Origin of the sequence: Paenarthrobacter sp. AT5, from assembly GCF_032764245.1 — a bacterium.
Lineage (GTDB): Bacteria > Actinomycetota > Actinomycetes > Actinomycetales > Micrococcaceae > Arthrobacter > Arthrobacter ureafaciens.
On sequence record NZ_CP136441.1, the window covers coordinates 3,182,224 to 3,204,586 of the forward strand.

At 63.5% G+C, this 22,363-nt stretch carries 19 protein-coding genes and 2 tRNA genes; 8 read left to right on the plus strand and 13 right to left on the minus strand.

From position 1 onward, the window contains the following. Window positions 1-8: 8 nt before the first annotated feature. Entirely contained in the window at window positions 9-1,235 is a 1,227-nt protein-coding gene (locus RI444_RS14610; protein WP_021471847.1) for a cysteine desulfurase family protein, read from the minus strand. A gap of 9 nt (window positions 1,236-1,244) precedes the next feature. Continuing rightward, the gene (locus RI444_RS14615) at window positions 1,245-1,913 is read right to left on the minus strand and encodes a helix-turn-helix transcriptional regulator (protein ID WP_021471846.1); all 669 of its coding nucleotides are present in this window, start codon (window positions 1,911-1,913) and stop codon (window positions 1,245-1,247) included. Between the two features lie 93 nt (window positions 1,914-2,006). Between RI444_RS14615 and RI444_RS14620 the strand changes: the two genes are divergently transcribed. Then, window positions 2,007-2,423: a hypothetical protein gene (locus RI444_RS14620; protein ID WP_062097288.1), complete on the plus strand. Its 417-nt coding sequence runs from the start codon at window positions 2,007-2,009 to the stop codon at window positions 2,421-2,423. A gap of 12 nt (window positions 2,424-2,435) precedes the next feature. On the opposite strand, the gene RI444_RS14625 is transcribed toward RI444_RS14620, so the two are convergent. Further along, complete coding sequence (locus RI444_RS14625; protein ID WP_062097290.1) at window positions 2,436-3,107, minus strand: hypothetical protein; 672 nt, start codon at window positions 3,105-3,107, stop codon at window positions 2,436-2,438. Window positions 3,108-3,271: 164 nt separating this feature from the next. Between RI444_RS14625 and RI444_RS14630 the strand changes: the two genes are divergently transcribed. From RI444_RS14630 to RI444_RS14645, 4 genes are all read left to right on the plus strand, one after another. Further along, window positions 3,272-4,210 carry a J domain-containing protein gene (locus RI444_RS14630; protein ID WP_062097292.1) on the plus strand — a complete coding sequence of 313 codons (939 nt, stop codon included), beginning with the start codon at window positions 3,272-3,274 and terminating at the stop codon, window positions 4,208-4,210. A 35-nt stretch (window positions 4,211-4,245) separates the two neighbouring features. Then, window positions 4,246-4,713 carry a tRNA (cytidine(34)-2'-O)-methyltransferase gene (locus tag RI444_RS14635; RefSeq protein ID WP_021471842.1) on the plus strand — a complete coding sequence of 156 codons (468 nt, stop codon included), beginning with the start codon at window positions 4,246-4,248 and terminating at the stop codon, window positions 4,711-4,713. A 177-nt stretch (window positions 4,714-4,890) separates the two neighbouring features. Next, a complete protein-coding gene (sigK, locus tag RI444_RS14640) occupies window positions 4,891-5,493 on the plus strand; it encodes an ECF RNA polymerase sigma factor SigK (protein WP_031216344.1) in 603 nt (200 codons plus the stop codon). Between the two features lie 34 nt (window positions 5,494-5,527). Beyond that, a complete protein-coding gene (locus RI444_RS14645; protein WP_021471840.1) occupies window positions 5,528-6,352 on the plus strand; it encodes an anti-sigma factor in 825 nt (274 codons plus the stop codon). A 19-nt stretch (window positions 6,353-6,371) separates the two neighbouring features. Here the strand turns inward: RI444_RS14645 and RI444_RS14650 are convergent, their stop codons facing one another. The 5 genes from RI444_RS14650 to RI444_RS14670 all read right to left on the minus strand — a co-directional run bounded on the left by RI444_RS14650 (window position 6,372) and on the right by RI444_RS14670 (window position 11,491). Beyond that, window positions 6,372-6,905, minus strand: coding sequence for a gluconokinase (locus RI444_RS14650; protein ID WP_207605807.1), 534 nt, complete (start codon window positions 6,903-6,905; stop codon window positions 6,372-6,374). A 74-nt stretch (window positions 6,906-6,979) separates the two neighbouring features. Continuing rightward, the gene (locus RI444_RS14655) at window positions 6,980-7,759 is read right to left on the minus strand and encodes a PIG-L deacetylase family protein (protein WP_069695178.1); all 780 of its coding nucleotides are present in this window, start codon (window positions 7,757-7,759) and stop codon (window positions 6,980-6,982) included. 4 nt (window positions 7,760-7,763) lie between these two features. After that, the gene (locus RI444_RS14660) at window positions 7,764-8,717 is read right to left on the minus strand and encodes an electron transfer flavoprotein subunit alpha/FixB family protein (protein WP_069695179.1); all 954 of its coding nucleotides are present in this window, start codon (window positions 8,715-8,717) and stop codon (window positions 7,764-7,766) included. 13 nt (window positions 8,718-8,730) lie between these two features. Next, the gene (locus RI444_RS14665) at window positions 8,731-9,534 is read right to left on the minus strand and encodes an electron transfer flavoprotein subunit beta/FixA family protein (protein WP_021471836.1); all 804 of its coding nucleotides are present in this window, start codon (window positions 9,532-9,534) and stop codon (window positions 8,731-8,733) included. A 268-nt stretch (window positions 9,535-9,802) separates the two neighbouring features. Then, window positions 9,803-11,491 carry a S1C family serine protease gene (locus RI444_RS14670; RefSeq protein WP_021471835.1) on the minus strand — a complete coding sequence of 563 codons (1,689 nt, stop codon included), beginning with the start codon at window positions 11,489-11,491 and terminating at the stop codon, window positions 9,803-9,805. A gap of 333 nt (window positions 11,492-11,824) precedes the next feature. Between RI444_RS14670 and RI444_RS14675 the strand changes: the two genes are divergently transcribed. Both RI444_RS14675 and RI444_RS14680 read left to right on the plus strand, forming a co-directional pair. Continuing rightward, window positions 11,825-13,867: a TPM domain-containing protein gene (locus RI444_RS14675; RefSeq protein ID WP_021471834.1), complete on the plus strand. Its 2,043-nt coding sequence runs from the start codon at window positions 11,825-11,827 to the stop codon at window positions 13,865-13,867. A 122-nt stretch (window positions 13,868-13,989) separates the two neighbouring features. Continuing rightward, entirely contained in the window at window positions 13,990-14,778 is a 789-nt protein-coding gene (locus RI444_RS14680; RefSeq protein WP_062097300.1) for a PspA/IM30 family protein, read from the plus strand. A 110-nt stretch (window positions 14,779-14,888) separates the two neighbouring features. On the opposite strand, the gene RI444_RS14685 is transcribed toward RI444_RS14680, so the two are convergent. The 5 genes from RI444_RS14685 to RI444_RS14705 all read right to left on the minus strand — a co-directional run bounded on the left by RI444_RS14685 (window position 14,889) and on the right by RI444_RS14705 (window position 20,640). Next, window positions 14,889-15,695, minus strand: coding sequence for a GntR family transcriptional regulator (locus RI444_RS14685; protein ID WP_062097302.1), 807 nt, complete (start codon window positions 15,693-15,695; stop codon window positions 14,889-14,891). 128 nt (window positions 15,696-15,823) lie between these two features. Next, window positions 15,824-15,897 (minus strand) — tRNA-Met (locus tag RI444_RS14690). A gap of 226 nt (window positions 15,898-16,123) precedes the next feature. Then, a tRNA-Met gene (locus RI444_RS14695) sits at window positions 16,124-16,197 on the minus strand. Between the two features lie 195 nt (window positions 16,198-16,392). Continuing rightward, complete coding sequence (locus RI444_RS14700) at window positions 16,393-19,374, minus strand: UPF0182 family protein (protein WP_207605806.1); 2,982 nt, start codon at window positions 19,372-19,374, stop codon at window positions 16,393-16,395. A 126-nt stretch (window positions 19,375-19,500) separates the two neighbouring features. Beyond that, window positions 19,501-20,640 carry a PDZ domain-containing protein gene (locus tag RI444_RS14705; RefSeq protein WP_021471830.1) on the minus strand — a complete coding sequence of 380 codons (1,140 nt, stop codon included), beginning with the start codon at window positions 20,638-20,640 and terminating at the stop codon, window positions 19,501-19,503. A 212-nt stretch (window positions 20,641-20,852) separates the two neighbouring features. Here RI444_RS14705 and RI444_RS14710 point away from each other — a divergent pair, with 212 nt between their 5' ends. After that, complete coding sequence (locus RI444_RS14710) at window positions 20,853-22,280, plus strand: zinc-dependent metalloprotease (RefSeq protein WP_207605805.1); 1,428 nt, start codon at window positions 20,853-20,855, stop codon at window positions 22,278-22,280. Window positions 22,281-22,363 lie beyond the last annotated feature (83 nt).

Sequence of the window (22,363 nt, forward strand, 5' to 3'; positions counted from 1 at the left end):
CGCGCGAGCTAGGCCCGGATACCGTTCCGGGCTTCGGTGGCGGCCGTCTGGATGCTCGATTCATGGCCGGCCATACCCGCCTGGCGTGCCCGCGCGTACGCATCCGGCAGTGCTTTCAATAGGGCTTCCACGTCAGCGTCTGTGGACGAATGGCCCAGAGTGAACCGCTGAGCGCCCCGCGCGGTGTCTTCGTCCAAGCCCATGGCGAGCAGGACATGGGAGGGCCGGGGAACTCCCGCGGTGCAGGCAGAACCGGTGGAGGACTCGACTCCGGCCAGGTCAAGCAGGAACAGCAACGAATCACCTTCGCAGCCGGGGAACGTGAAGTGGGCATTGCCGGGCAAGCGACCTTGAGCCGGAGCGCCGCGCAGCACTGCCTCAGGAATTGCCTTCTGCACGCCGGCAATGAGGCGGTCACGCAACGAGCCGAGCCGCCCGGCTTCGCCGTCCAGATTGGCGACGGCGGCCTCAGCGGCAGCAGCGAAGGCCGCAATGGCCGGGGTGTCCAGCGTCCCTGAGCGCACGTCGCGCTCCTGGCCGCCGCCATGCTGCACGGGCGTCAGGGAGACGGCCCGGCCCAGGAAAAGGGCGCCCACACCTACGGGTCCGCCGATCTTGTGGCCGGAGACCGACATGGCCGCCAGGCCGGAGGAGCGGAAGTCCAAAGGCACGGCGCCGAAAGCCTGGACGGCATCCGCATGAACCGGAATTCCGTGGCGGGCCGCGAGCCGGACGACGTCCGGGATGGGCTGGATGGACCCTACCTCGTTGTTGGCCCACATGACGGTCACCAAGGCCACAGAGCCGGGATCACGCTCAATTTCGCTCTCAACGGCGTCCAACCGGACCACGCCTTGAGCGTCAACAGGAAGCCAGGCAACCTCGGCACCTTCGTGCCGCTCGAGCCATTCCACCGCGTCCATGACGGCGTGATGCTCGATGGCGGAGCAGAGTATCCGTGTCCGCTTCGGGTCCGCGTCCCGCCGGGACCAATACAAGCCCTTGACGGCCAGGTTGTCGGCCTCCGTACCGCCGGAGGTGAAGATGACTTCGGAAGGATGCGCACCCGCGGCAGCGGCAAGCGTTTCACGGGCCTCTTCCACCGTCCGTCGCGCCCGGCGTCCCGCACTGTGCAGGGAGGAAGGATTTCCCGTCCGGGCAAGTTCGCGGGTCATGACGGCGAGCGCTTCGGCCGACATGCTGGTGGTGGCGGCGTGGTCAAGGTATACGGGCACCCTGCAATTCTATCGAGCTGCGGTGATGCGGGCGCAGCAGTGGCCGGGCCCCGGATCGGGCACCACGGAGTCAGCCGGCAGCCCGGACGACTCCGCTGCCCCCTTGAGCAACGCTCCGTTCATGGCACACACCACCTCCGCATGGTCGCGGGACAGCCGGTGAAACGGACAATTGAGCAGCCTGTATCCACCGCTGCCGTCCTCCACGGGTTCGTACCCAAGATCGGCCAGGACGGCTGAAAATTCTCCGGGCCGTCCGGATTCGCGCCCCCTGCCGTGGGCAGCCGCTTCAAGGGCCTCCGCAACGGACCCGCCGTTGCCAAGAGATGTGGAGATGGCACGCGCCATGACGTCCCCGGCAAGGTCATAGTGCCGGTCCGGAACCGAAGCGCCCACTTCATCCACGGCCGTCCGGTAGAACTTCGAAGGCCGCCCGGAACCCGGACCACTTTTGGCCGAGGTTTTCCGGAACTCAACCTGCAGCACTCCGTCACGGACCAATCGATCCAGGTGGAAGGACGCGGTACTGCGCGGGATACCCAGTGCTTCGGCCGCCTGGTCCCGCCCCACTGCATCGCCCGCGTCGCCAACATACCTGAAGAGGGCACGGCGGTTCACGTCGTCCATGGAAGCCAGCGCCGCAATCCTGGCGAGCCACGGTGCCTTTTGCTTGCTCATGGTTCAAGACTATCTCTAAAAACAACATTCGTTGATTAATCATCCCGGCGATTCTAAAATCAAGATACCTATTTATAGAAAGAGAGCATCGCCATGAAACCTTCAACTGCACACGCCGTCTCCACCACCACGGTGTTGGAGGACCGCACATCCCGTCAGGCGTTCGTCCTGCTGCGCACCATCTTTACGGTGGCGCCCATCCTGTTCGGCTTGGACAAGTTCACCAACCTGCTCACGGACTGGACCGCCTATCTGGCGCCCGCGGCGACCACCGTCATCCCGGTTCCGGCCCAGACCTTCATGTATGGCGTGGGCATCATCGAGATCATTGCCGGCATCATCGTCGCCCTGCGGCCACGGATAGGCTCGGTCATTGTGGCCTTGTGGCTTCTGGGGATCATCGTCAACCTGCTGGTGTTGGGCAGCTTCTTCGACGTCGCCCTGCGGGACTTCGGCCTCCTGGTTGGCGCCCTGGCCTTGAACCGGCTTGCTTCAAGGCACGGGAAGTAGTCCGGCAGGTGCTCAGGCGGGTGGTACCAGTACCACGCCGGATTCGACGTCGGCCCTCGCCTTGGCCAGGGCGGCGTCATCGGGGCACGTGATGGACACGTAAACGGACGCGGCCGGGCCGCTGAACAGCCGACCCAAAACCACTGCGGAAGCACCACCATTTGCCGCTGAGGATTCCAGCGCCAGCAGTTCCACTTTCCTCAGCGGCTTGTCCGTATCCTGCCCCCAACGAAGTGTCACCGGCGTCAGCCGGCCGGGGTCGATCGCGGGATTCATGTACTGGAACACGGCCTTTGTGGAGGCCTCGTCGTTTCCGGCTTCGACAAGGGGCCCTTGATTGATCGAGACGCGGGTGACCGCCACGCAGCCATCGGACTTCTTATATTCGTCCTCGCCCTGCTTTGCTGCATGGACCAACGACCATCCCGGGACTTCCTGCAACTTGGACTCCATGGTCACCGGATCCCCCGGTACCAGGCTGGCCCCGGCGCTCAACGGCAGATCCTTCGCCGCGACAGCAGCTGCATCGTGGCCGGGCGTAATAGTCGGTGTCGATAACGTGGATTCCACCGGCGACGGCTTCGGAGCGGCCGGGTCAGGTACGTTGACGCTACAGGCGCCGAGGACTGCGGCTGATGCCACGGCACCCAAGCCAAGCAGCCGTCGTCGAACATTGCGTACCACTGTTGCTCCTCACTCGCTGTCCTGCCCGACTGAGTCTAGCCGCCCTGCCGGGAACCAGAGCCACCGCTGCGAACGTTCAACTGTTGGCTGGATAAACTGGCCGAACCGCGCCCCTCCTCTGTGGATGCAAGGAGGGACGCACCAGACTAGAGAAGGGCCTGTGCTTGGCCGAGGGCAACAGTTCGCATTACCAGGTCCTTCGCGTGTCCGTCACCGCGACGGACAAGGAGATCAAACAGGCCTACCGCAAGGCCGCCAGGAAGGCACACCCGGACCATGGCGGAGACGCTGAGATCTTCCGCCGGGTTACCTTGGCCTACGAAACCCTGATCGACCCGCGCCGCCGGGCGGAGTACGACCGCAGGTACGCCGCCAATACCCCGGCCCCGGGCCGTTCCGGAGCAGCAGCTTACGAGGGACCTGCCAGCGGGTCCGCCACTTCCGCAGGAGTCAGGCGCCCGCAGTCCCCCCGCAACACCGCCGGGGACGCCCCGGTGTACGTTCCCGCGTTCGATGACCCCAACGAAGTTCCCCTCATTTCCCGGGCAGAGGCCGTGCAGCAAGTGCATGGCATGCCCCGCAGGCGGGGCATCTTCGGGGCAGAAGCCCGTATCCAGCGGGAAACGCGGACAGTCCAGCTCATCAGCAAACAGGTCCTGTCAGCTATTCCTGCGGCCAGGCTCATCAACGGGCTGCGGTCCCCGTCGGACAACAACCACATTGACCACGCCGTGCTGTCCGGATACCGGCTCGCCCTGGTCGGCTCGATGCTGCTCCCCAAGGGTGCCTATGCCTGGGACGGCCAATCGTTGCGCCACGGCGGCCGCTCCATCGCTCCCCCGCAACTGGCCCACATCGTCAGGCACATGCAGGACCTTTTTCCCGAGCTCAACGTCACCGGGTGGGTTGTCCTGCACAGCCCCGACGGCAATCTGCACGAGCCCGTGATCGACCACTACGGCAAATCCCGTTCCGGAGGCGGAGTAGAAATAGTCAACGGTGCAGGCCTGGCCCGGGGGCTCAAGCAGTTCCTCAGTTCCGGGCCGGCGCCGAACACCGTGGTTGTGCCGGTCCTGGCACGCTTGCTGCGGGGCATGCACTGACCTGCAGCCGCTCCCGGCATCGCTAGGATGGGACGGTGTTCCGCATCCTCTTCCACACTCCCGAAATTCCCGGCAATACCGGAAATGCCATCCGCCTTGCCGCCATCACCGGCGCTGAGCTCCACCTGGTTGAGCCGCTGGGCTTCGACTTCTCGGACGCAAAACTTCGCCGTGCCGGCCTCGATTACCATGACCTCGCCGTCGTGACCGTTCATCAGGACATTGACGCCGCTTGGGCTGCACTCCAGCCGCAACGCGTCTTCGCATTCACGTCCGACGGCGACACAACCTACACGGATATCGCGTACCAAGAGGGCGACGTACTGCTCTTCGGGCCCGAATCCGTCGGCTTGCCTGAGTGGTTGAAGCAGGACCCGCACGTCACCGCACGCGTCCGGCTGCCCATGCTTCCTTCCCTGCGCTCGCTCAACCTGGCCAACGCAGCGTCCATCGCCGTGTTCGAGGCATGGCGCCAGAACGGCTTCGCCGGAGCCAAACTGTAGCCATCCGGACCGGCTGCGGCTCCGAATACCTGATGCGGGAAAAAGCCGCCGAAGGCCGGGAAGGAGACGCATGTGAGTACGCTGGAGAGGGGCATGCCGCCACACAATGTTCCAGCGACAGTATCTGGGCCCGGTTGGCCTGCACGTCAGCCCTTGGACAACATATGCTTGAACGTGATGGACACCCCCAACAACCCCGCTCCCCCGGTTTTTGAAACCGCCCCGGCAACTGACGTGGGTTCGCAGTTGGCCGGTTTGCTTGAGTTGGTTGCCAACGGCGACCAGCAGGCCTTTGCGGATTTCTACCGGCTCACCTCCCGACGCGTTTACGGGATGGCCAAACGCGTCCTGATCGACCCGGACCTCAGCGAGGATGCCACCCAGGAAGTTTTCATGCAGGTGTGGCAGGGCGCTGCCAAGTTCGATTCCTCGGCGGGAAGCCCCATGGCCTGGTTGATGACCATCGCCCACCGCCGGGCCATTGACCGCGTCCGGGCAGTCCAGGCCGCCTCGGACCGCGAAGCCAGGTACAGTGCGGCAAGCCAGGATCCCGACCATGACGTCGTGGCCGAGGAAGTTGGAACCAACCTCGAAGCCGAAGCTGTGAGCCGCTGCCTGGGAACACTGACCGAAACCCAGCAGGAGTCTGTCCGGTTGGCCTATTACGGCGGCCTCACGTATCGGGAAGTCGCAGAAAAACTCGGCGCAGCCGTGCCGACCATCAAGTCCCGGATCCGGGACGGCCTCCTGCGCCTCAAGACGTGCTTGGGGGTGGGCTGACTTGAGCGAAAGCAGTGGAGGATTCATCCGCAAAATGTTCGCGAACGACATCGCAACCGACCTGGCCGAAGGCCGTGTCCTGGAGTTGGCAGAACTCTATGCCTTGGACGCTGTTACGGATTCCGAACGTGCTTTGATCGATGACTACATCAAGGACGCTCCCGAAGGACCTGAGTTCCTTGAGCGCGTCCGGCAGGCCCGGGAAACATTGGCCATCAGTTTTACCGCCGAAGAAGAGCCCCCGGCCCGCCTGTTCCACGACTTGATGGAAAAGATCGCCCACGAGCCCCGCGCCCAGGGAGTTGACGCCGAACAAGGGCCGGGCGCAGCTGTGGTGGTTGACAAACCTGCAGCACCGGCCGCCGTCGCGGATCTTGACGAAGCACGGACCAAACGCGCCGAAAGACGTCGCCTTGGGGGTGCCCGTGGCTGGTTGATCGGAGCTGCAGCCGCAGCTGTCATCGCCGTGGCCGGCGTCGGCATCGGCGGCTACATGGCAGGCCAGAACGATCCCGTCGCCCAGGTCCTCCAAGCCCAGGACGTGCAGAAGAAGACGGCCGACGTTCCCGGCGGCGGCACCGCCACCATCTCGGCGTCGTCTGCGAAAGACTCCTTCGTGGTCCTTATGGACGGCGTAGCCCCTGCCCCATCAGGCAAGGTGTATCAGCTGTGGACCCTCCCCAAGGACGGTTCGGCTCCTGTCCCGCAAGGCACCATGGATGCCGAAACCCTCTCAAAGCCTGCTGTGGTGAAGGGACTTTCCGCGGCGTCTTCCGTGGCAATTACGGTGGAGCCCACCGGCGGATCGCAGGCCCCCACCAGCGACCCGGTCCTGGTGGTACCGCTCGGCTCCGCTTGATTGCAGGCACCCGCCCGCGTCAGCCCGCGCCGGCGCCAACCGGGTGGAGACCAAGGCGTTCGATGACCTCGTCCGCCTCTTCGGCGGGCGAGGCCGAAACACACAGCGAAACGTAGTTCTCGTCCTCGGTCGGTTCTTCGAGCGCTTCGAACTGCGATTCAAGGAGGGACGTCGGCATGAAATGACCGTGCCGGGAAGCAAGCCGGTCCGAGATCCTGTCCTTGCTGCCTTGCAGGAACACGAAGACCACGCCCTCGCCCCGGAGGACGTCCCGGTACTTCTTCTTCAGGGCGGAGCACGTAATGATGGCCGGAGTGCCTGCGGCAGTGTGCGCTTTGATCCAGTCCGCGATGGTGCCGAGCCACGGCCAGCGGTCCTCGTCAGTGAGCGCCTGTCCCGCGTGCATCTTTGCCACACTTGCTTCCGGATGCAGGTCGTCGCCCTCGGCCAGGTCCCAGCCAAGCTTGCCTGCGAGCACGCCCGCTACCGTCGACTTGCCGGAACCGGAGACCCCCATGATCACCAGAACGGGCTGTTGTGCAGTCTTCGCCATCAAAGTCCGCCTTCCTCAAATAAATATGATTTAACCGAGGTCAAGCATATGGCAGGGGTTACATCAGGGCAATATCAGAACCCTGCTATGGTGCTGTTTCCGTTGACAGCCACCACGTGGAACGCCTCAGCACTCCGGCCTTCAGGGAAGCCCGCGCGTCCTCCGTTCGCGATCAGGTTGTTCCGCACCACGCGTTCCATGTGCGCCACGTCGGGATGCTGGCTCGCATGGATCCGGATGGCCGCCAGCTTCGAGTCCACGTGGTCCGTGACGTCAACAAAGTGGTTTTCCAGCGATCCGGGGCTGGAAATGAACCATAGCCAGGGCAGCTTGTAAGCCTCTAGGCCGGCCTCGGCGAGTTCCGGGTAGGCGAACGGGTTCTCTACCGCAGGATAGATTGCCCGTGTCACGGCCTCGCCCGCTGCCAGATGGTCGGGGTGGCTCTTCTGGATCCGGTCCCAGTTCCGTTCAGGGTGCATCGTCAGGACAATCTGGGGACGGATCCGGCGGATCAGTTCCACCACCCGCCTGATGACCTCGTGTGTCGGCTCCAAGTACCCGTCCCGCTCATGCAGGTAGTGGATATCCTGCACTCCTACCAGGGAAGCCGCGTGCCGTTGTTCCTCGGCCCGGAGCTCAATGATGCGCTCACGGTCCACGGGATCAAACCCGCCCGCGTCACCGTCGGTCATGATGCAGTAACTTACCTGGACGCCCGCAGCGGTCCAGGCAGCAATGGTGCCGGCAGCTCCGAAGTCGATGTCATCCGGGTGGGCAGTAAAACAAAGCACCCGCTCAACGCGCTCCGTGGAGGCATTGAACGGGCTCTTCGATGACGAAACGTCAAAAGCCAAGGAACTAGCCCTTCCGCTTCTTGATCTCGGCTGTAGCCTGGGGCAGGACCTTGAAGAGGTCTCCAACGATCCCGAAGTCGGCGATCTCGAACACCGGAGATTCGGCATCCTTGTTGATGGCCACGATTACCTTGGAGGTCTGCATGCCGGCCTTCTGCTGGATCGCTCCGGAGATACCCGCAGAGATGTAGAGCTGTGGCGAGACGGTGACGCCGGTCTGGCCCACTTGGGCGTCGTGGCCGATCCAACCGGCATCCGTTGCGGCTCGTGAAGCGCCAACGGCAGCCCCCAGGACGTCCGCCAGTTCCTCCAGCGGTCCGAAGTCGCCATCAACACCGCGGCCACCTGCCACCACGATCCGGGCCTCGCTCAGGTCCGGACGGCCGGAGGCAGGCTTGGCCTCGCGGGATGAGATGCGCGCTGCCGCCGCGGTAGCGTCGGCCGGAACTTCCACCTTGGCAACCTCCGGCGTGGTAGCGGTATCTGCAGGCTGCGGTTCAATCAAGTTCGCCTTGACAGTCAGCACGGCAACTGGCGTCGTGGCCTTGGCGGAGGTGTTGTAGGAGCCGGCCAGGACAGACTTATGGGCTGTCCCATCGGCTTCCACGCCAACAACATCCGTGATGACTCCGGCGCTGAGCTTGATGCCCAGCCGCCCGGCGATCTCCTTGCCCTCGGGCGAGTTTTCGAGGAGCACGCGGGTTGCTCCCGAAGCCGCCACAGCGGCGGCAAGGTAAGCGGCCTTGGGCCCCACAAGGTAATCGCCCAGATCGTTCGACGACGGCTGGTACACGGCAGTGACGCCATAGGCGCCCAGGGTCGCCGCGGCGTCGTCGTTCAGTTCACCGTTGACCGCCACGGCGGTCTCCCCCAGCTGGCGGGCGAGAGTCAGGAGTTCCAGGCTGCTCTTCTTGAGCGATGCTCCCGGGTTGTCAATGAAAACAAGTGCGTTTGCCATGTGTGCAGTCCTCTTAGAGCAGCTTCTGTGCGGCCAGGAAGTCGACCAGCTTGATGCCGGCGTCGCCTTCGTCATTGATGATGGTGCCTGCTGTCCGCGGCGGCCGGGCCTCTGCCGTTTCCACCACGGTCCAGGATCCGGCGAGACCCACCTGGGAGGCATCAACTCCAACGTCGGCCAGCGTCAGGGACGCGATCTTCTTCTTCTTGGCGGCCAGGATGCCCTTGAAGTTGGGGTACCGGGGCTCGTTGATCTGATCGGTGACAGAGACGAGCGCGGGCAGCTGCGCTTCCACTGTTTCCGAGTGCGTCCCCGCATCCCGGCGTGCCACGGCAGTGCGGCCGTTGACCTCCAATGTGGAGGCGAAGGTGAGCTGCGGGAGGCCGAGGCGCTCGGCCAGCTGCGCGGGAACCAAGGACGTCTCCCCGTCCGTGGAAGCCATGCCCGTCAGGACCAGGTCCACGGGACGTCCGTCGGAGGAGATGTGGCGGATGGCGGCGGCAAGGGCCAAGGACGTGGCAGCGGCGTCGGATCCTGCCAAGGCGTCATCGCTCAGGTGCACTCCGGAGTAGGCACCGATCTGCAGCGACTTCTTGACGGAGTTCACGGCCCCGGAGGGCCCCATGCTCAGTGCGATGACCTCGTTGCCGGCCTTGGCGCCGCCGCGTTCCTCAGCAAGTTGCAGCGCGGCCTCGAGGGCGTATTCATCCAGTTCGGACAAGATACTTTCGTCACGGTCCGTGGTGTTGCCCGGTCCTGTGATGTGCCGGTCGAACTGGGCGTCCGGGACGTGCTTGACCAGAACGACAATCTTCAATGTCTCTTCCACTGTCTTCGAAGCAGCCTTCCATGCTTGTGGACGGCCAACCGCAGTAAACGTGGCCGTGAAACGCCCAAACGCGTGGGCTCCCCCTAGCTAAGCATATTGCCCGCAAAAAACCATTGCGGGGTTAACTCCTGTTTCAGGATCGGTCCTCGCCCGCGGCCGACGCCCGGAGCGGGAGGGCACCATGGGTTGGTTGCCAACCCATGGTGCCCCCCGCCGTCGTACTTTACGTTGGGTCCAGCTTTACGCTGGGTCCGGCCTACTTGGCGGCGTCGAGCGTAACGTCGACTTCCTGTGACTGGCCGTTGCGTTCGATGGTGACCTTGACCTTGGCACCGGCCGGCTGTTCGCGGACGGCGGCAGTCAGCTGGTTGGGGTCGCTGATGGCGTAGTCGCCGAACTTGGTGACGACGTCCCCTACCTTGATGCCGGCCTTGGCGGCCGCCGAGTCCGCGGTCACTGAAGCGACTTCTGCGCCCACCGAGAAACCGGAATTGCCGCCCGTGGACGACTTTGACCTGACCGACACGCCAAACTGTCCGTGGCTGGCCTTCCCGTTGTCGATGATTTCCTGGGCAATCCGCTTCGCGTGGTTGATCGGCACACTGAACCCAACACCGATGTTGCCGGTCGAAGAATCGGAATTGCCGCTGCCAGCCGAGGCGATGGCGACGTTGACGCCGATGATCTCGCCCTTGCTGTTGACCAAGGCGCCGCCGGAGTTGCCCGGATTGATGGCGGCGTCCGTCTGGATCACGTTGATGGCAATCGATCCCTCGTTCGCCGAGCGCTGGCTCTGGCCGCCGTTCGGCGGAGCGAACTGGAAGCCCTCGTCGTTGCCCTGGCTGTTGTCCGGCCCGTCCTCGGGAACGGCGGAAGAGGCAACGCTGATGGTCCGGTTGAGCGTTGAGACAATACCGTCGGTCACCGTGCCGGTGAGTCCAAGCGGCGAACCGATCGCGACGGCGGTGTCCCCCACGTTGATCTTGGAGGAATCACCCAGCGTGGCCGGCACCAGCCCGGAGGCGTCGGATACCTTGATGACCGCGAGATCGGACAGCGGGTCAGTGCCCACGATCGTGGCCTTCATGACCTTGCCGTCACTGGTACGAACTTCGATCGCGGCGTTGGACGTAGCGCCGTCCAGCGTCACCACATGGGTGTTGGTCAGGATGTGGCCCTGGTCATCAATGATGATGCCTGAGCCCGTGCCACCTTCATTACCGCTGGTGGCCTTGATGGTGACAACGCTGGGTGACGCCTTTGCGGCAGCAGCCGTAATGACGTTGACGTCGTCCTTGTTGTTCACGATCAGGGTGCTGGACTGGCCGCTGCTGGAGGACGCCGTGGCAGGCTCATCCATCAGCGCACTGGTACCAGCCACCACTCCGCCGCCCACGAGGCCCGCTGCCAGGATGCTGGCAACCAGCGTCCCGACGCCGAAGACCGGCTTGGCCTTCGTTTTCCCGGAGGGCTGCTGGCCAGGGGCGTGGTAACTGCCTTGGCCCTGCTGTGCGTGGCTGCTGTTTGGGTCGTGGCCGCCGGTGGACTGTGCGCCGTAGAACGGGTGGCGCTGGGGGTACTCGGGCCGTTGCCCGGTAGCTGGGTAGCCTCCGCCGTACGGGGCCCGGTCCGAATGCTGGTAGCCTCCGGGCTGCGCTTGGCCGTGTTGGGGTTGACTGTGCTGTGACTGGCTTGTTTGGGGCTGGCCGTGCTGAGCCTGTCCGTATTGGGGCTGGGCGAACTGCGGGCCGGCGGCGGGGCGGCCTCCCTCGGCGCCCGGCTGGAACGCCGGCAAAGGGGCAGTGGGCTGGGCAGGAGCTCCGTAGCCGGAGCCGGCTGCGGGTTGCTGCCGGGTGGGGTTGGCATCGGAAGTGCCCGTACCGTCCCGTGGCGCCGAAGGCTCGCGGTTCTCCGGTGCATTTCCCTGAGCTGGGTTCTCCGTCATGGGGGTGTCCTTTCGTTCTGACCTACCTCAACTATGGACCCGTTGACTGGAACAATTTCGGACGTTTGCTGGGAGCTTACTGAAAGGCCACTTTCCTTCCCGGGAACACGCTGTCCCCACCGGCGCTGAAGGCTTCAACGCGCGGAACTTCGGGGTTTCTCCTGTATTTCGCTGGTGGCATATTCAGCCCTGTGGACGGGGTATGGGGTGCACCATAGAATCAAGAGGAATTGCCACAGCGACCTGCGGCTTTACACCATGCGTGGGGGCGCTGAGCATTCTGTGACGATTGGTTCGCCCTGTTCCAGTCGCAGACGTGCTGAAGGGTTGCACATGCGGTCAATAGTGAAACGTGTACTCGCCGTGATTGGCGTGGCTGGAGTGCTGGCCCTCCCGGCCGGCTCGGCCTGGGCTGCGGACCCGGTCACCATTCCATCCGGCACAAACATCGTCGATGACGCCAACGTCCTTGGCAGCCGGAAGGGCGAGGTCCAGGACGCCATTCAGAAGACGCTCAAGGACCACAAGTACAACCTCTACGTGGTGACGGTTAACTCCTTCGAGAACCCCTCCGATCCCAAGGCCTGGGGCGAGGCCGTGGCCGAGAAGAAGCAGATGGGCAAGGCGGACGTCATCCTGGCGATATCGACTGCCGGCCAGTACTACTTCGCCCCGAATTCCCAGAGCTCTATCTACTCCAAGCGCACCAACATCACACAGAATGCCATTGTCGCGAACCTTGCCGGCGGCAAGAAGGACTACGCCCAGGCAGCCATTGACACCGCAGCCGCCATCGGCGACGCCGCCGGCGGCGGAAGCGGCACCGTTCCCAGTGGCAACAGCGGAGCCGGCGTCCTGGTGGGAGTCGGCGCTGTGGCCGTCGCCGGTGCTGGAACCTACCTGTACCTGCGGAATCGGCGCAAAAAGGCCGGCCAGTCTTCCGACGCCGGCTATGGTCCCCAGAGCGGGCAGCTGGACCCCTTGGCAGGCCTCAGCATCCCCGAGCTTCGCCAAAAGAGCGGATCGCTGCTGATCGAGGCGGATGACGCCATCAAGTCCAGCGAGCAGGAACTCGGTTTTGCGCAGGCACAGTACGGCGATGCAGCCATCGGCAACTTCACCAAGGCCTTGCAGGAAGCCAAGAACCACATGACGGAGTCGTTCAAGCTGCAGCAGCAGCTCGACGACCATATCCCCGACACCGAGGAACAGCAGCGGAGCTGGCTCGGCGAGATCATCCGTCGTTCCGAGGCCGCGCTGGCCTCCCTCCGTGACCAGAAAGCCGATTTCGATTCACTTCGCGAACTGGAGAAGAACGCTCCCCAGGCACTCGCGGCAGTAACGAACGGGGCACGGGAAGCGGACGCACGAATTGCCAGCGCCGAACAGTCTCTCGAGGCTCTTCGGACAAAGTACGCGGACTCCGCGTCGGCGCAGGTTTCCGACAACATCCTGCAGGCCAAGGAGCGGCTCGCGTTCGTCCAGAACGCGGCGGCAACAGCCCAGGAGAAACTCGCTTCCGGCGAAAACAGCCTTGCTGCTGTTGCGGTGCGCGCCGCCGAAGAGAGCCTTCATCAGACCAACGTGCTGATCGACGCGATCTCCAAGACCGCCGGCAGCCTGGACGAAGCCCGGAACTCGCTCGAAAGCGCCGTGGCCGAAACCAGCCAGGACCTGGCGCAGGCAAGGGCAATGATCCAGTCCGGACAGCACCCCGAGCTCGCCGGACCGGTAGCTGGCGTTGAAGCAGCCCTGGCGCAGGTCAAGAATGAAATCAGCAGCGGAAAGATCGATCCCATCGCAACCCTGACGCGGGTGGAAACGGCGCATCAGGCCCTGGACCAGGCCCTCTCCGGCATCCGGGACCAACAGGAACAGGCGCGCCGCGCACAGTCCTCGTTGCAGCAGACCATCATGGCTGCCCAAGCCCAGATCAGTGCAACCAGCGACTACATCACCGCACGCCGCGGTGGGGTCGGCACCGAGGCACGCACCCGGCTGGCAGAGGCCCAACGGAACCTGGATTACGCATTGTCCATCTCCCGCAATGATCCCGTCACTGCACTGACCTACGCACAGCAGGCACACTCGCTCGCGGCGCAGGCGGCACAGTTGGCACAGGCCGACGTCGACCACTTCGGCTACGCCGACCAGGGCTACGGCCGTGGCGGCATGTTCGGAGGCGGCGGAGGCGGCGGCGGACTTGGCGGCGCCATCCTGGGTGGCATCCTGATCAACTCCATCCTCAACGGCGGAGGCGGCGGATGGGGCGGTGGCCACAGCGACGGCGGCGGAGGAGGCTTCTTCGGTGGCGACTCCGGCGGCGGATGGGGCGGCGGAGGCGACTTCGGCGGAGGCGACTCCGGCAGCTTCTAGGCAACACAAACTGGTTCCCGCCACCACGAACCAGGTGGGCCCCTGGCCCCATTCACCTAAGCGGTACAACAACTGATCACTGATTTCAGTGGCTTCCACTGAGCAGGACGAAAGGCAACACCATGGTTAAGCAGTCCATTTTCGGTCGGATCGCACAGCTCGCCAAGGCAAACATCAACTCTTTGCTGGACCAGGCTGAGGATCCGCAGAAAATGCTGGACCAGATGGTCCGCGACTACACGAACAATATTGCCGAGGCCGAGTCCGCAGTGGCACAAACCATCGGCAATCTCCGGATGCTGCAGGCCGACTACAACGAGGACGTCAAGAACGCCCAGGACTGGGGCAACAAGGCGCTGGCCGCCTCCCGCAAGGCCGACGAATACCGCGCTTCCGGTGACACCGTGGATGCCGAGAAGTTTGACAACCTCGCCAAGGTTGCCATCCAGCGCCAGATGGCAGCCGAGTCCGAGGCCAAGGCAGCGGAGCCGAGCATCGCTTCGCAGACCGAGGTGGTGGACAAGCTCAAGAGCGGCCTTGACCAGATGAAGAACAAGCTGAACCAGCTCACCGCCAAGCGCAACGAGTTGGTAGCCCGTTCCAAAACCGCAGCCGCACAGTCCCAGGTCCACGACGCCCTCAAGAGCATCGACATCATGGACCCCACCAGCGAAGTGGGCCGTTTCGAAGAGAAGATCCGCCGCGAGGAGGCCAAGGTCCTCGGTCAGCAGGAACTGGCTGCCTCCAGCCTCGACGCACAGTTCAACCAGCTCGAAGATCTGGGAGAGCAGACTGAGATTGAAGCACGCCTGGCAGCCCTCAAGTCCGGTGGCAGCAAGCCTGCCATTGGAAGCGGCGCCCCCGCCTCCAGCGGTGTAACCATCGACGAAGCAGATTTCGACAAGCTCTGATCACTGCCTCGGGTCACTGATCACTGAGTCGAGTAACTGGCCGGTCCTCTAAGGGCCGGCCAGTTTTGCTTAACGCCGGGATGATTGGGCTCCCTACCCGCCGCGCGTGCTCAGGGAACCGGAAACGCTGCCGGGTCCGTCGTGGGCCGGGCCGGGGCCGCTTCGGTGGCCACCTCGGCCCGGATCTCAAAACCGTTGGGATGGAAGTACGTCACAGTGCACTCCAGGACTTCGTCATCGGCACCCAGGGTGGTCCTCTCAAGCCGCGGCACTACCGGGAACTCCCGCACATTCAGGGCGTCAGCAAGGTGCTCGGGCGGTGCGTGCATGGTCACGGTGATCTCGGCCCGTTGCAGGGGTTTCAAGGTCCTGTCCTGGATCACCTGGTAGATGGAGTTCCGTTCTGCGTCAGCAAGGCTGATGTGCCGGCCGATATGGGACGGGATGAAGATTTCCGCTATGGCGTAGGGCCATCCTCCACTGGAGTAGGAACGGCGGATGACCAGGACAAGGTTGTCCGCGGAAACGAGCTTGGCAGGGACGGTGTTGTCTTTTTCCATCCACTTGTACTCGATCAACCCCTTCACCGTTTTCATCCCGGCAGCCGTGAAGGTCTCCATGAAGGGGGCCAGCCGGTTGAGCATGCGGGCAGGGCGCTGCGCCATGACGAATGTTCCCTTGCCCTGGCGGCGCACAAGGAGCCCCTTGGCTACGAGGGTTTCCATGGCCTTCCTGACGGTGGTGCGGCTGATTCCGTACTCTTCCATCAGCGACTCCTCCGTGGGAATCCTCGCACCCGGCTCCAGGCGGCTGACGTGGTCCGCCAGGACATCGGCCACCTGTTGGTACACGGCCACGGGACTGTTCCGCTCCAGGACCTGGCCCTCAAGCTTTTGTGTGAAGTCTTCTTCGACCATTGGCCCTTTCCGGTGATCGGCGTGCCCAGCTGTTCGGGAATCGATGCTAGCACCGCATCGGGACGGTGCTGGACACGCATAAACAAAAGATCCGGACCAGTGATTACTGATCCGGATCTTTTCTCCAGTTGCGGGGACAGGATTTGAACCTGTGACCTCTGGGTTATGAGCCCAGCGAGCTACCGAACTGCTCCACCCCGCGTCGCTGAAACAACAATACCCTAAGCGGCAGGGTGCTGATGACCATATAGCCCCGGAGTGCCCGAGATCACGTCGCGGATCTGCGTCCGCGAAAAATATGCGGTCACAAAATAATTCGGGGTTCATGAAAATATGCGGGCCGCTAACCCCAAACATGGGGTCCAAAAAAACCCCAGGGAAAACAGAAAGTCCGGATCAGTAAAACTGATCCGGACTTTCTTCTCCAGTTGCGGGGACAGGATTTGAACCTGTGACCTCTGGGTTATGAGCCCAGCGAGCTACCGAACTGCTCCACCCCGCGTCGCACCAACAACATTACCGTCCGCGGACCGGCAGTCCAAATCCTGGAGCCGTGATGTGCGTCTCCCCTGACCGGGAGCCCAGCGCCAGTCTCCTGTAAACGCTTCGGCACAGGCTTCCTTAAGAATCGGCACAGGCTTCCTTAAAAAGCGGTGCCCGCTCCTGGTGGGAGCGGGCACCGGCCTTGCTATACGGACTAGCTACTTGGGGAGGGCGACGGCGTAGCGCTGGGCGTCGCCGAAGGTGCGGGAGTTGCTCCCAGCCTGGCCTCGGCGTCGAGTGCCTTCTTCAAGGCCTCCGACAACTTGGTCTGCTGGGTTCCGTAAGCGGCGAAGTCGCCCTTGGCGAGAGCGGCCTGGCCGTCCGTGATGGCCTTGTTGGCTTCATCCAGTGCCGCCTTGAGTTCGGCCTTGGCGTCCGCCGGAGCCTCAGGCGTGGTGGTACCCGGCGGAGTCGCAGGAGTCTGGCCATTGTTATCGGAGTCCCCGGCCTTCGCACCGGAATTGCCGCCGAACAATTGGTCCAGCGCCTCATCCAGCGTTGGCGCGAAGCCGATCTTGTCGCCGAAGGCCACCAGGACGCGCTGCAGCGTCGGGTACGACGTCTCACCCGTCGACTTCAGGTAGACCGGCTGCACATACAGCAGGCCACCGCCCACGGGGAGCGTCAGCAGGTTGCCGTTCAATACATCCGAGGCTCCTTGTCGCAGGAGGTTCAATGCCTGGGACACGGTGGGATCGGAGTTGAACTTGTTCTGCGCCTGGCCGGGGCCCGGCACCTGCGTGTCAGTGGGAAGTTGCAACAGCCTCAACTTGCCGTAGCTGTCCGCCTTCACACCCTTGACGTTGCCGGCGTCGGAATCAGCAGCCAGGAAGCCATACAGGATGTTCCTCGCATTTCCGTTGACGGTCTGCGGAATGAAGGACGAGGTGAGCTGGAACGCTGGCTTGTCCTGATCGGGCATTTGCAGCGACATGTAGAACGGCGGCTGCTTGACCGGCTCCGAGACCGTGGGATCGTTCGGAACGCTCCAGGCATCGTTGTTCTGGTAGAAGCTGTCAGCGTCGGTCACGTGGTAACGGCCCAGGAGTTCACGCTGGACCTTGAACAGGTCCTCCGGGTAGCGGACGTGGCTCATAAGGTCACCGGACATCTCCGTGTACGGCTTCAGCGTCGTCGGGAAGACCTTCTGCCATGCCTTCAGGAGCGGATCCTGTTCATCCCATGCGTAGAGAGTCACCGAGCCGTCGTAGGCATCAACAGTCGCCTTGACCGAGTTACGGATGTAGTTGACCGAGCTGTTTGGCAAGGCAACCGTTCGTCCGGCAGTCGTTTGGGAGTCAGCGGTGGCGTTCTGCAGCTGCTGCGGCTGGGAGTACGGGAAGTACTGGCTCGTGGTGTAACCGTCCACGATCCACTTCACGCGACCATCCACCACAGCCGGGTAGGCATTGCCGTCCACCGTGAGGTAAGGCGCCAGCTTCTCTACACGTTCGCGCGGGTTGCGGTCGTACAGGATCTGGGATTTCTCGTTGACGCCGTCGGACAGAAGCAGGTCCGAGGACTGGAACTTGATGGAGTAGAGAATCCGGTTAAGCCAGTTGCCAACATTCGGTCCGCCGTTTCCAGTGAAGGTGTACTGGGTTTCCCCGGTGCCTTCACGCCCGGCCGGCCGGTCCTGCTCACGGTGGGGTGATCCCTCCGGAGCGCCCACAATGGAGTATTCAGGCGAATTCTCGCCGAAATAGATGCGCGGCTGGTAGGAAGTGTCGTTGCCGAGGACACCACTGGACGGGATACCGGACTGCAGGAACTCCGGCTTGCCGTCGACCGTGAACTTGTTGCCCTTGGCCGCTACTACGCCGTAACCGTGGGTGTAGACGATGTGCCGGTTCACCCAGGTTTGCTGGTTGGCGCTCAGACCATCAGGGTTGAGTTCGCGCACGGCAATCACCGTGTCCTGAACCTTTCCGTCCACCGTGTAACGGTCGACGTTCAACGTCTGCGGGAACTGGTAATACGGACGGTACTGTTCCAGCTGGGAGAACGCCGAGGACACAAGGTTGGGGTCCAGGAGGCGGATGTTCGCGGCCGTTTGGGCGTCCTTGGCAAGCGCACCGCTCTGCGCCGTCGTCGTGGCGTTGTAGGCCGATACCTCGATCTTGTCCAGACCGTAGGCGGAACGGGTCATATTGATGTTGCGGGAAATGAATTCCCGTTCCAGCGTGTTCTCCGACGGGCGTACCTGGAACTGCTGGATCACCCAGGGGTAGACGCCGCCGGCCAGGATCGCGGTGATGATCAGCATGGCGGTGCCGATGACCGGCAGGCGCCAACGGCCGATGACTGCGGCGACGATGAACAGGATAGCTACCAGGCCTGCCGCCACGGCCAGGATGGCCTTGGTTGGCACCACGGCGTTGACGTCCGTGTAGAGCGCACCGGCCCAGCGGCCGGAGGCACTCTGAACCGTCGTGTAACGGTCCAGCCAGAAGTTGACACCAAGCAGCAGCAGGAACAGTGCGCCGGTGACGGCGATGTGGATCTGGGCTGCACGGCTGGTGAAGACCCCGCGCTCCATGAGCCGGATGCTGCCGTAAAGGTAATGGGTCAGGATGCCGGCAATACCGGCAACCACCGCGATGCTGATCAGGAATCCCGTGACGAAGCCAAGGAGGGGCAATGACATCAGGTAGAAGCTGATGTCAAGGTTGAATAGGGGATCCGCCTGTCCGAAGGGTTCCTGGTTGAAGAACAGAAGAATCTTCTGCCACTGGCTGGCGGCAGCGCTGCCGGCGAAGAGCCCAAAAAGGATAGGCAGGCCGACCATGACGACCCGGCGCACAGGTTCCAGCTGCGCCTGGTAGCGGTTGAGGTTGTCGCGGGCTTCGGCATCCGGGGCATACACCGGCCTGGACCGGTAGGCGATCCGGATTGCGAAGAAGACGGCGGCGAACATCATGGCAAAGCCGACGATGAACGTGATGATCCTGGCGAGGTTCTCGCGGATGTAGACCTCGAAGAAGCCCAACTGCTGGTACCACAGGACATCTGTCCACACATTGGCGAAGAAAATGAACCCGACGACCGCCACGGCCACGACAATGAGCGTCGGGGTCAGGGCACCTCGTCTCAGCGGCGATCTTCCGGGTGGGCTGGAGCTGGCGGGACGGGACAAACTCTGTACCTCATTGGTCGTCAGTTGAAAGTCGGTATGCGGGTGTTCGACGGCCGTCCCAGCTGGGTGCAGGTGAAGCCGTCATATATGCCACGAGTGGCGGCGGAGCTAAGTTCCACGGCCAGTCTAGTTGTTTGCGCAGGTGGGGAGGCCCGATGTGTCCTGGCCCGAGCCGAGCCGCTCCACGGCGGCCTTGGCATCCGCCAAGGTCTCCACCTTCACCACTTGAAGACCATCCGGGACGTTTCCCACGACGTCTGCACAGTTCGCTGCGGGGGCGAGGAACATCGTCGCTCCATGCTGCCTGGCCCCGATCATCTTCTGCGCTACTCCCCCGATGGGCCCAACAGCCCCGTCCGCAGTGATGGTGCCGGTTCCGGCCACATGCCGGCCGCCGGTGAGGTCACCGGGAGTAAGGGTGTCGACGATGCCCAGTGCGAACATCATGCCCGCGCTGGGGCCACCCACGTTGTCCAGGGAAATCTTCACGTCGAAAGGGAAGGTGAAATCGCTGGACAGCAGAACTCCCAGGACGTAACGGTCGCTGGCATTCTTGGTTGGCGTCACCGTGACCGACGTCGTGGATCCGTTCCTGTCTATCCCGACGACCACCGGCGCCCCGGCCCCGGCGGAGAGTTCGGCCTGGACCACGCTCATGGACGTGATGGCTTTGCCATTGATGGCAAGGAGGCGATCACCCTCCTGCAGTTTGCCTGATGAAGGAGACCCGTCAGAGAGCCCCGCGACCGTCAACCGTTGCTCAAAGGGAATGTCCAGCTCACGCAGTGCCGCAGCAACAGCATTCTCCTGCGAAGTCTCCATGGCGATCTCGCCCTGCTGAACGGTTTGTTCCGCGGTGGTGCCCTTGGGATAAATCAGTTCTTCCGGATAGACAGCCTTCGATTTATCCAGCCACGCACGGAAAAGATCGTAGATGCTTGCCGGGCTCTTCGGACCACCGGCCATCAGGACAGTGGTCAGATCGAGGTTACCTTTGGCCGGGTAGGTTTCATGGCCGGACACCGTGATGACAGGTTTATCGCCGTCCTGGCCAAGGGTATTGAACGTCGGGCCTGCGGACTCCACCACGTAAGGAACCGGAAGGGCAGCGGCTCCCAAACCGAGGCCCAGCGCAACTAGGCCCGAAACAACCATCATCATGTATCGGCTGGAGCCGCCCGGAGGCGCGGGCGCCGCGGACGTGGGATCGGCATCGGGCGTTTGACGCGGGTCAACCGAACCTTCGGGGCTGGGCGAAGTAAGCATTGGTGCCTCTCTATGCCGCCACTGCCTGACGGCCAATTTTCTCTCCTGCCGCTACGGCGGCAGAGGGAACATACCAAGCATCCACACTACGCGTTCGTAAACCCGGAAGGCCTCTTTGCCTACAGCGAACGGCGCACCACGCAGGCAGACAGCCCCTCCGGCGCGCGGTACGGTGAAAGTGATCACCAGCCAGTTCGACGATCGGCGGCACCATGTCTTCAAACCCCAGCAATCCGTCAAACGACGACGAAACCCCCAAGGATCCGCTAGCGGAAATGCTGCAGAACCTGATGGGCGGCCAGGGAATGGGAAACATCGATCCGGCCGAACTGGCAAAGGCCGCCGGGCTGCCCAACGACCCCAACCTGCTGCAGCAGATGTTCGCACAGGTCCAGGCCATGATGAGTTCCACCTCTGACGGTCCTGTCAACTGGCAACTCGCCCACGATAATGCCCGGCGGGTGGCGGCTGCCGGCGGCGATCCGTCGGTGAACTCCCAGCAGGCGCGCGAGATCGATGAAGCCCTTCGACTGGCGGAACTGTGGCTGGATCCTGTGACCGACCTTCCCTCAACCGGACTGATCGGCCGCGCGTGGTCCCGTGCCGAATGGGTCGAGGCGACGTTGGGGACGTGGAAGCGCCTTACGGAACCTGTTGCCAACAGCGTCGCAAACGCCCTGTCGAACGCCCTCAGCCAGCAAATGCCCGAGGAAATGAAGTCGATGATGGGCGGCGCTTCCTCGATGCTGCAGAACATGGGTGGAGCGATCTTCGGCATGCAGCTTGGACAGGCAATCGGCGCGCTCTCCGCCGAAGTCGTCAGCTCAACGGACATCGGCGTTCCTTTGGCGGACCTGGAAATGGCGCTCCTGCCTGCCAACGTAGCGAAGTTCGGCGAAGGACTGAGCCTGCCGGAGAACGACATCCGGCTATTCCTCGCCGTCCGCGAAGCTGCCCACGCCAGGCTCTTCGTCCAGGTACCGTGGCTTCGCGGACACCTCTTGGGGGCCATCGAGGCCTACGCCCGCGGCATCCACATTGACATGTCCCGGGTCGAAGACCTCGCCAGGGACTTGGATCCGAGCAACCCGGAGGGTATCCAGGAAGCCCTGTCGCAAGGCGTCTTCACTCCCGAACGGACCCCGGCGCAGACGGCAGCCCTGGAGAAACTGGAAACCGCACTGGCGTTGGTCGAGGGCTGGGTGGACGAGCTCACCGCCGAGGCCACAGAGAAGGTCCTGCCTTCAGCGACGGCGCTGCGCGAGATGGTTCGGCGACGCCGCGCAACCGGCGGCCCTGCCGAACACGCCTTCTCTTCCCTTGTGGGGCTGGAGCTGCGGCCCCGGCGTCTTCGGGATGCCGCAACACTGTGGGCAACCCTCAAGCAAGAGCGCGGCATAGAGGGCCGGGACGCCATCTGGCACCACCCGGACCTCCTGCCCACGGGCGAGGACCTGGACGATCCCAACGGGTTCTCCGAACGGCGCCGGCTTGCTGAGGCAAGCGACAGCGAAGTGGACGATGCCCTGCAGAAACTGCTCAGCGGCGGCTACGACACCCGGGATGATGCCGCGGCCCCGGACGAGCCCAAGGCCCCTGAGGATGGAGACCCGGACTCCGAATCCGGACCAACGAAGTAACGGCTCCGCGAAGAAACCCCGGAGCCAACAGCTACGGCAGTGGCCGCCCTGCGTAAGCGGCCACTGCTTTTTGTTTGTCCGGC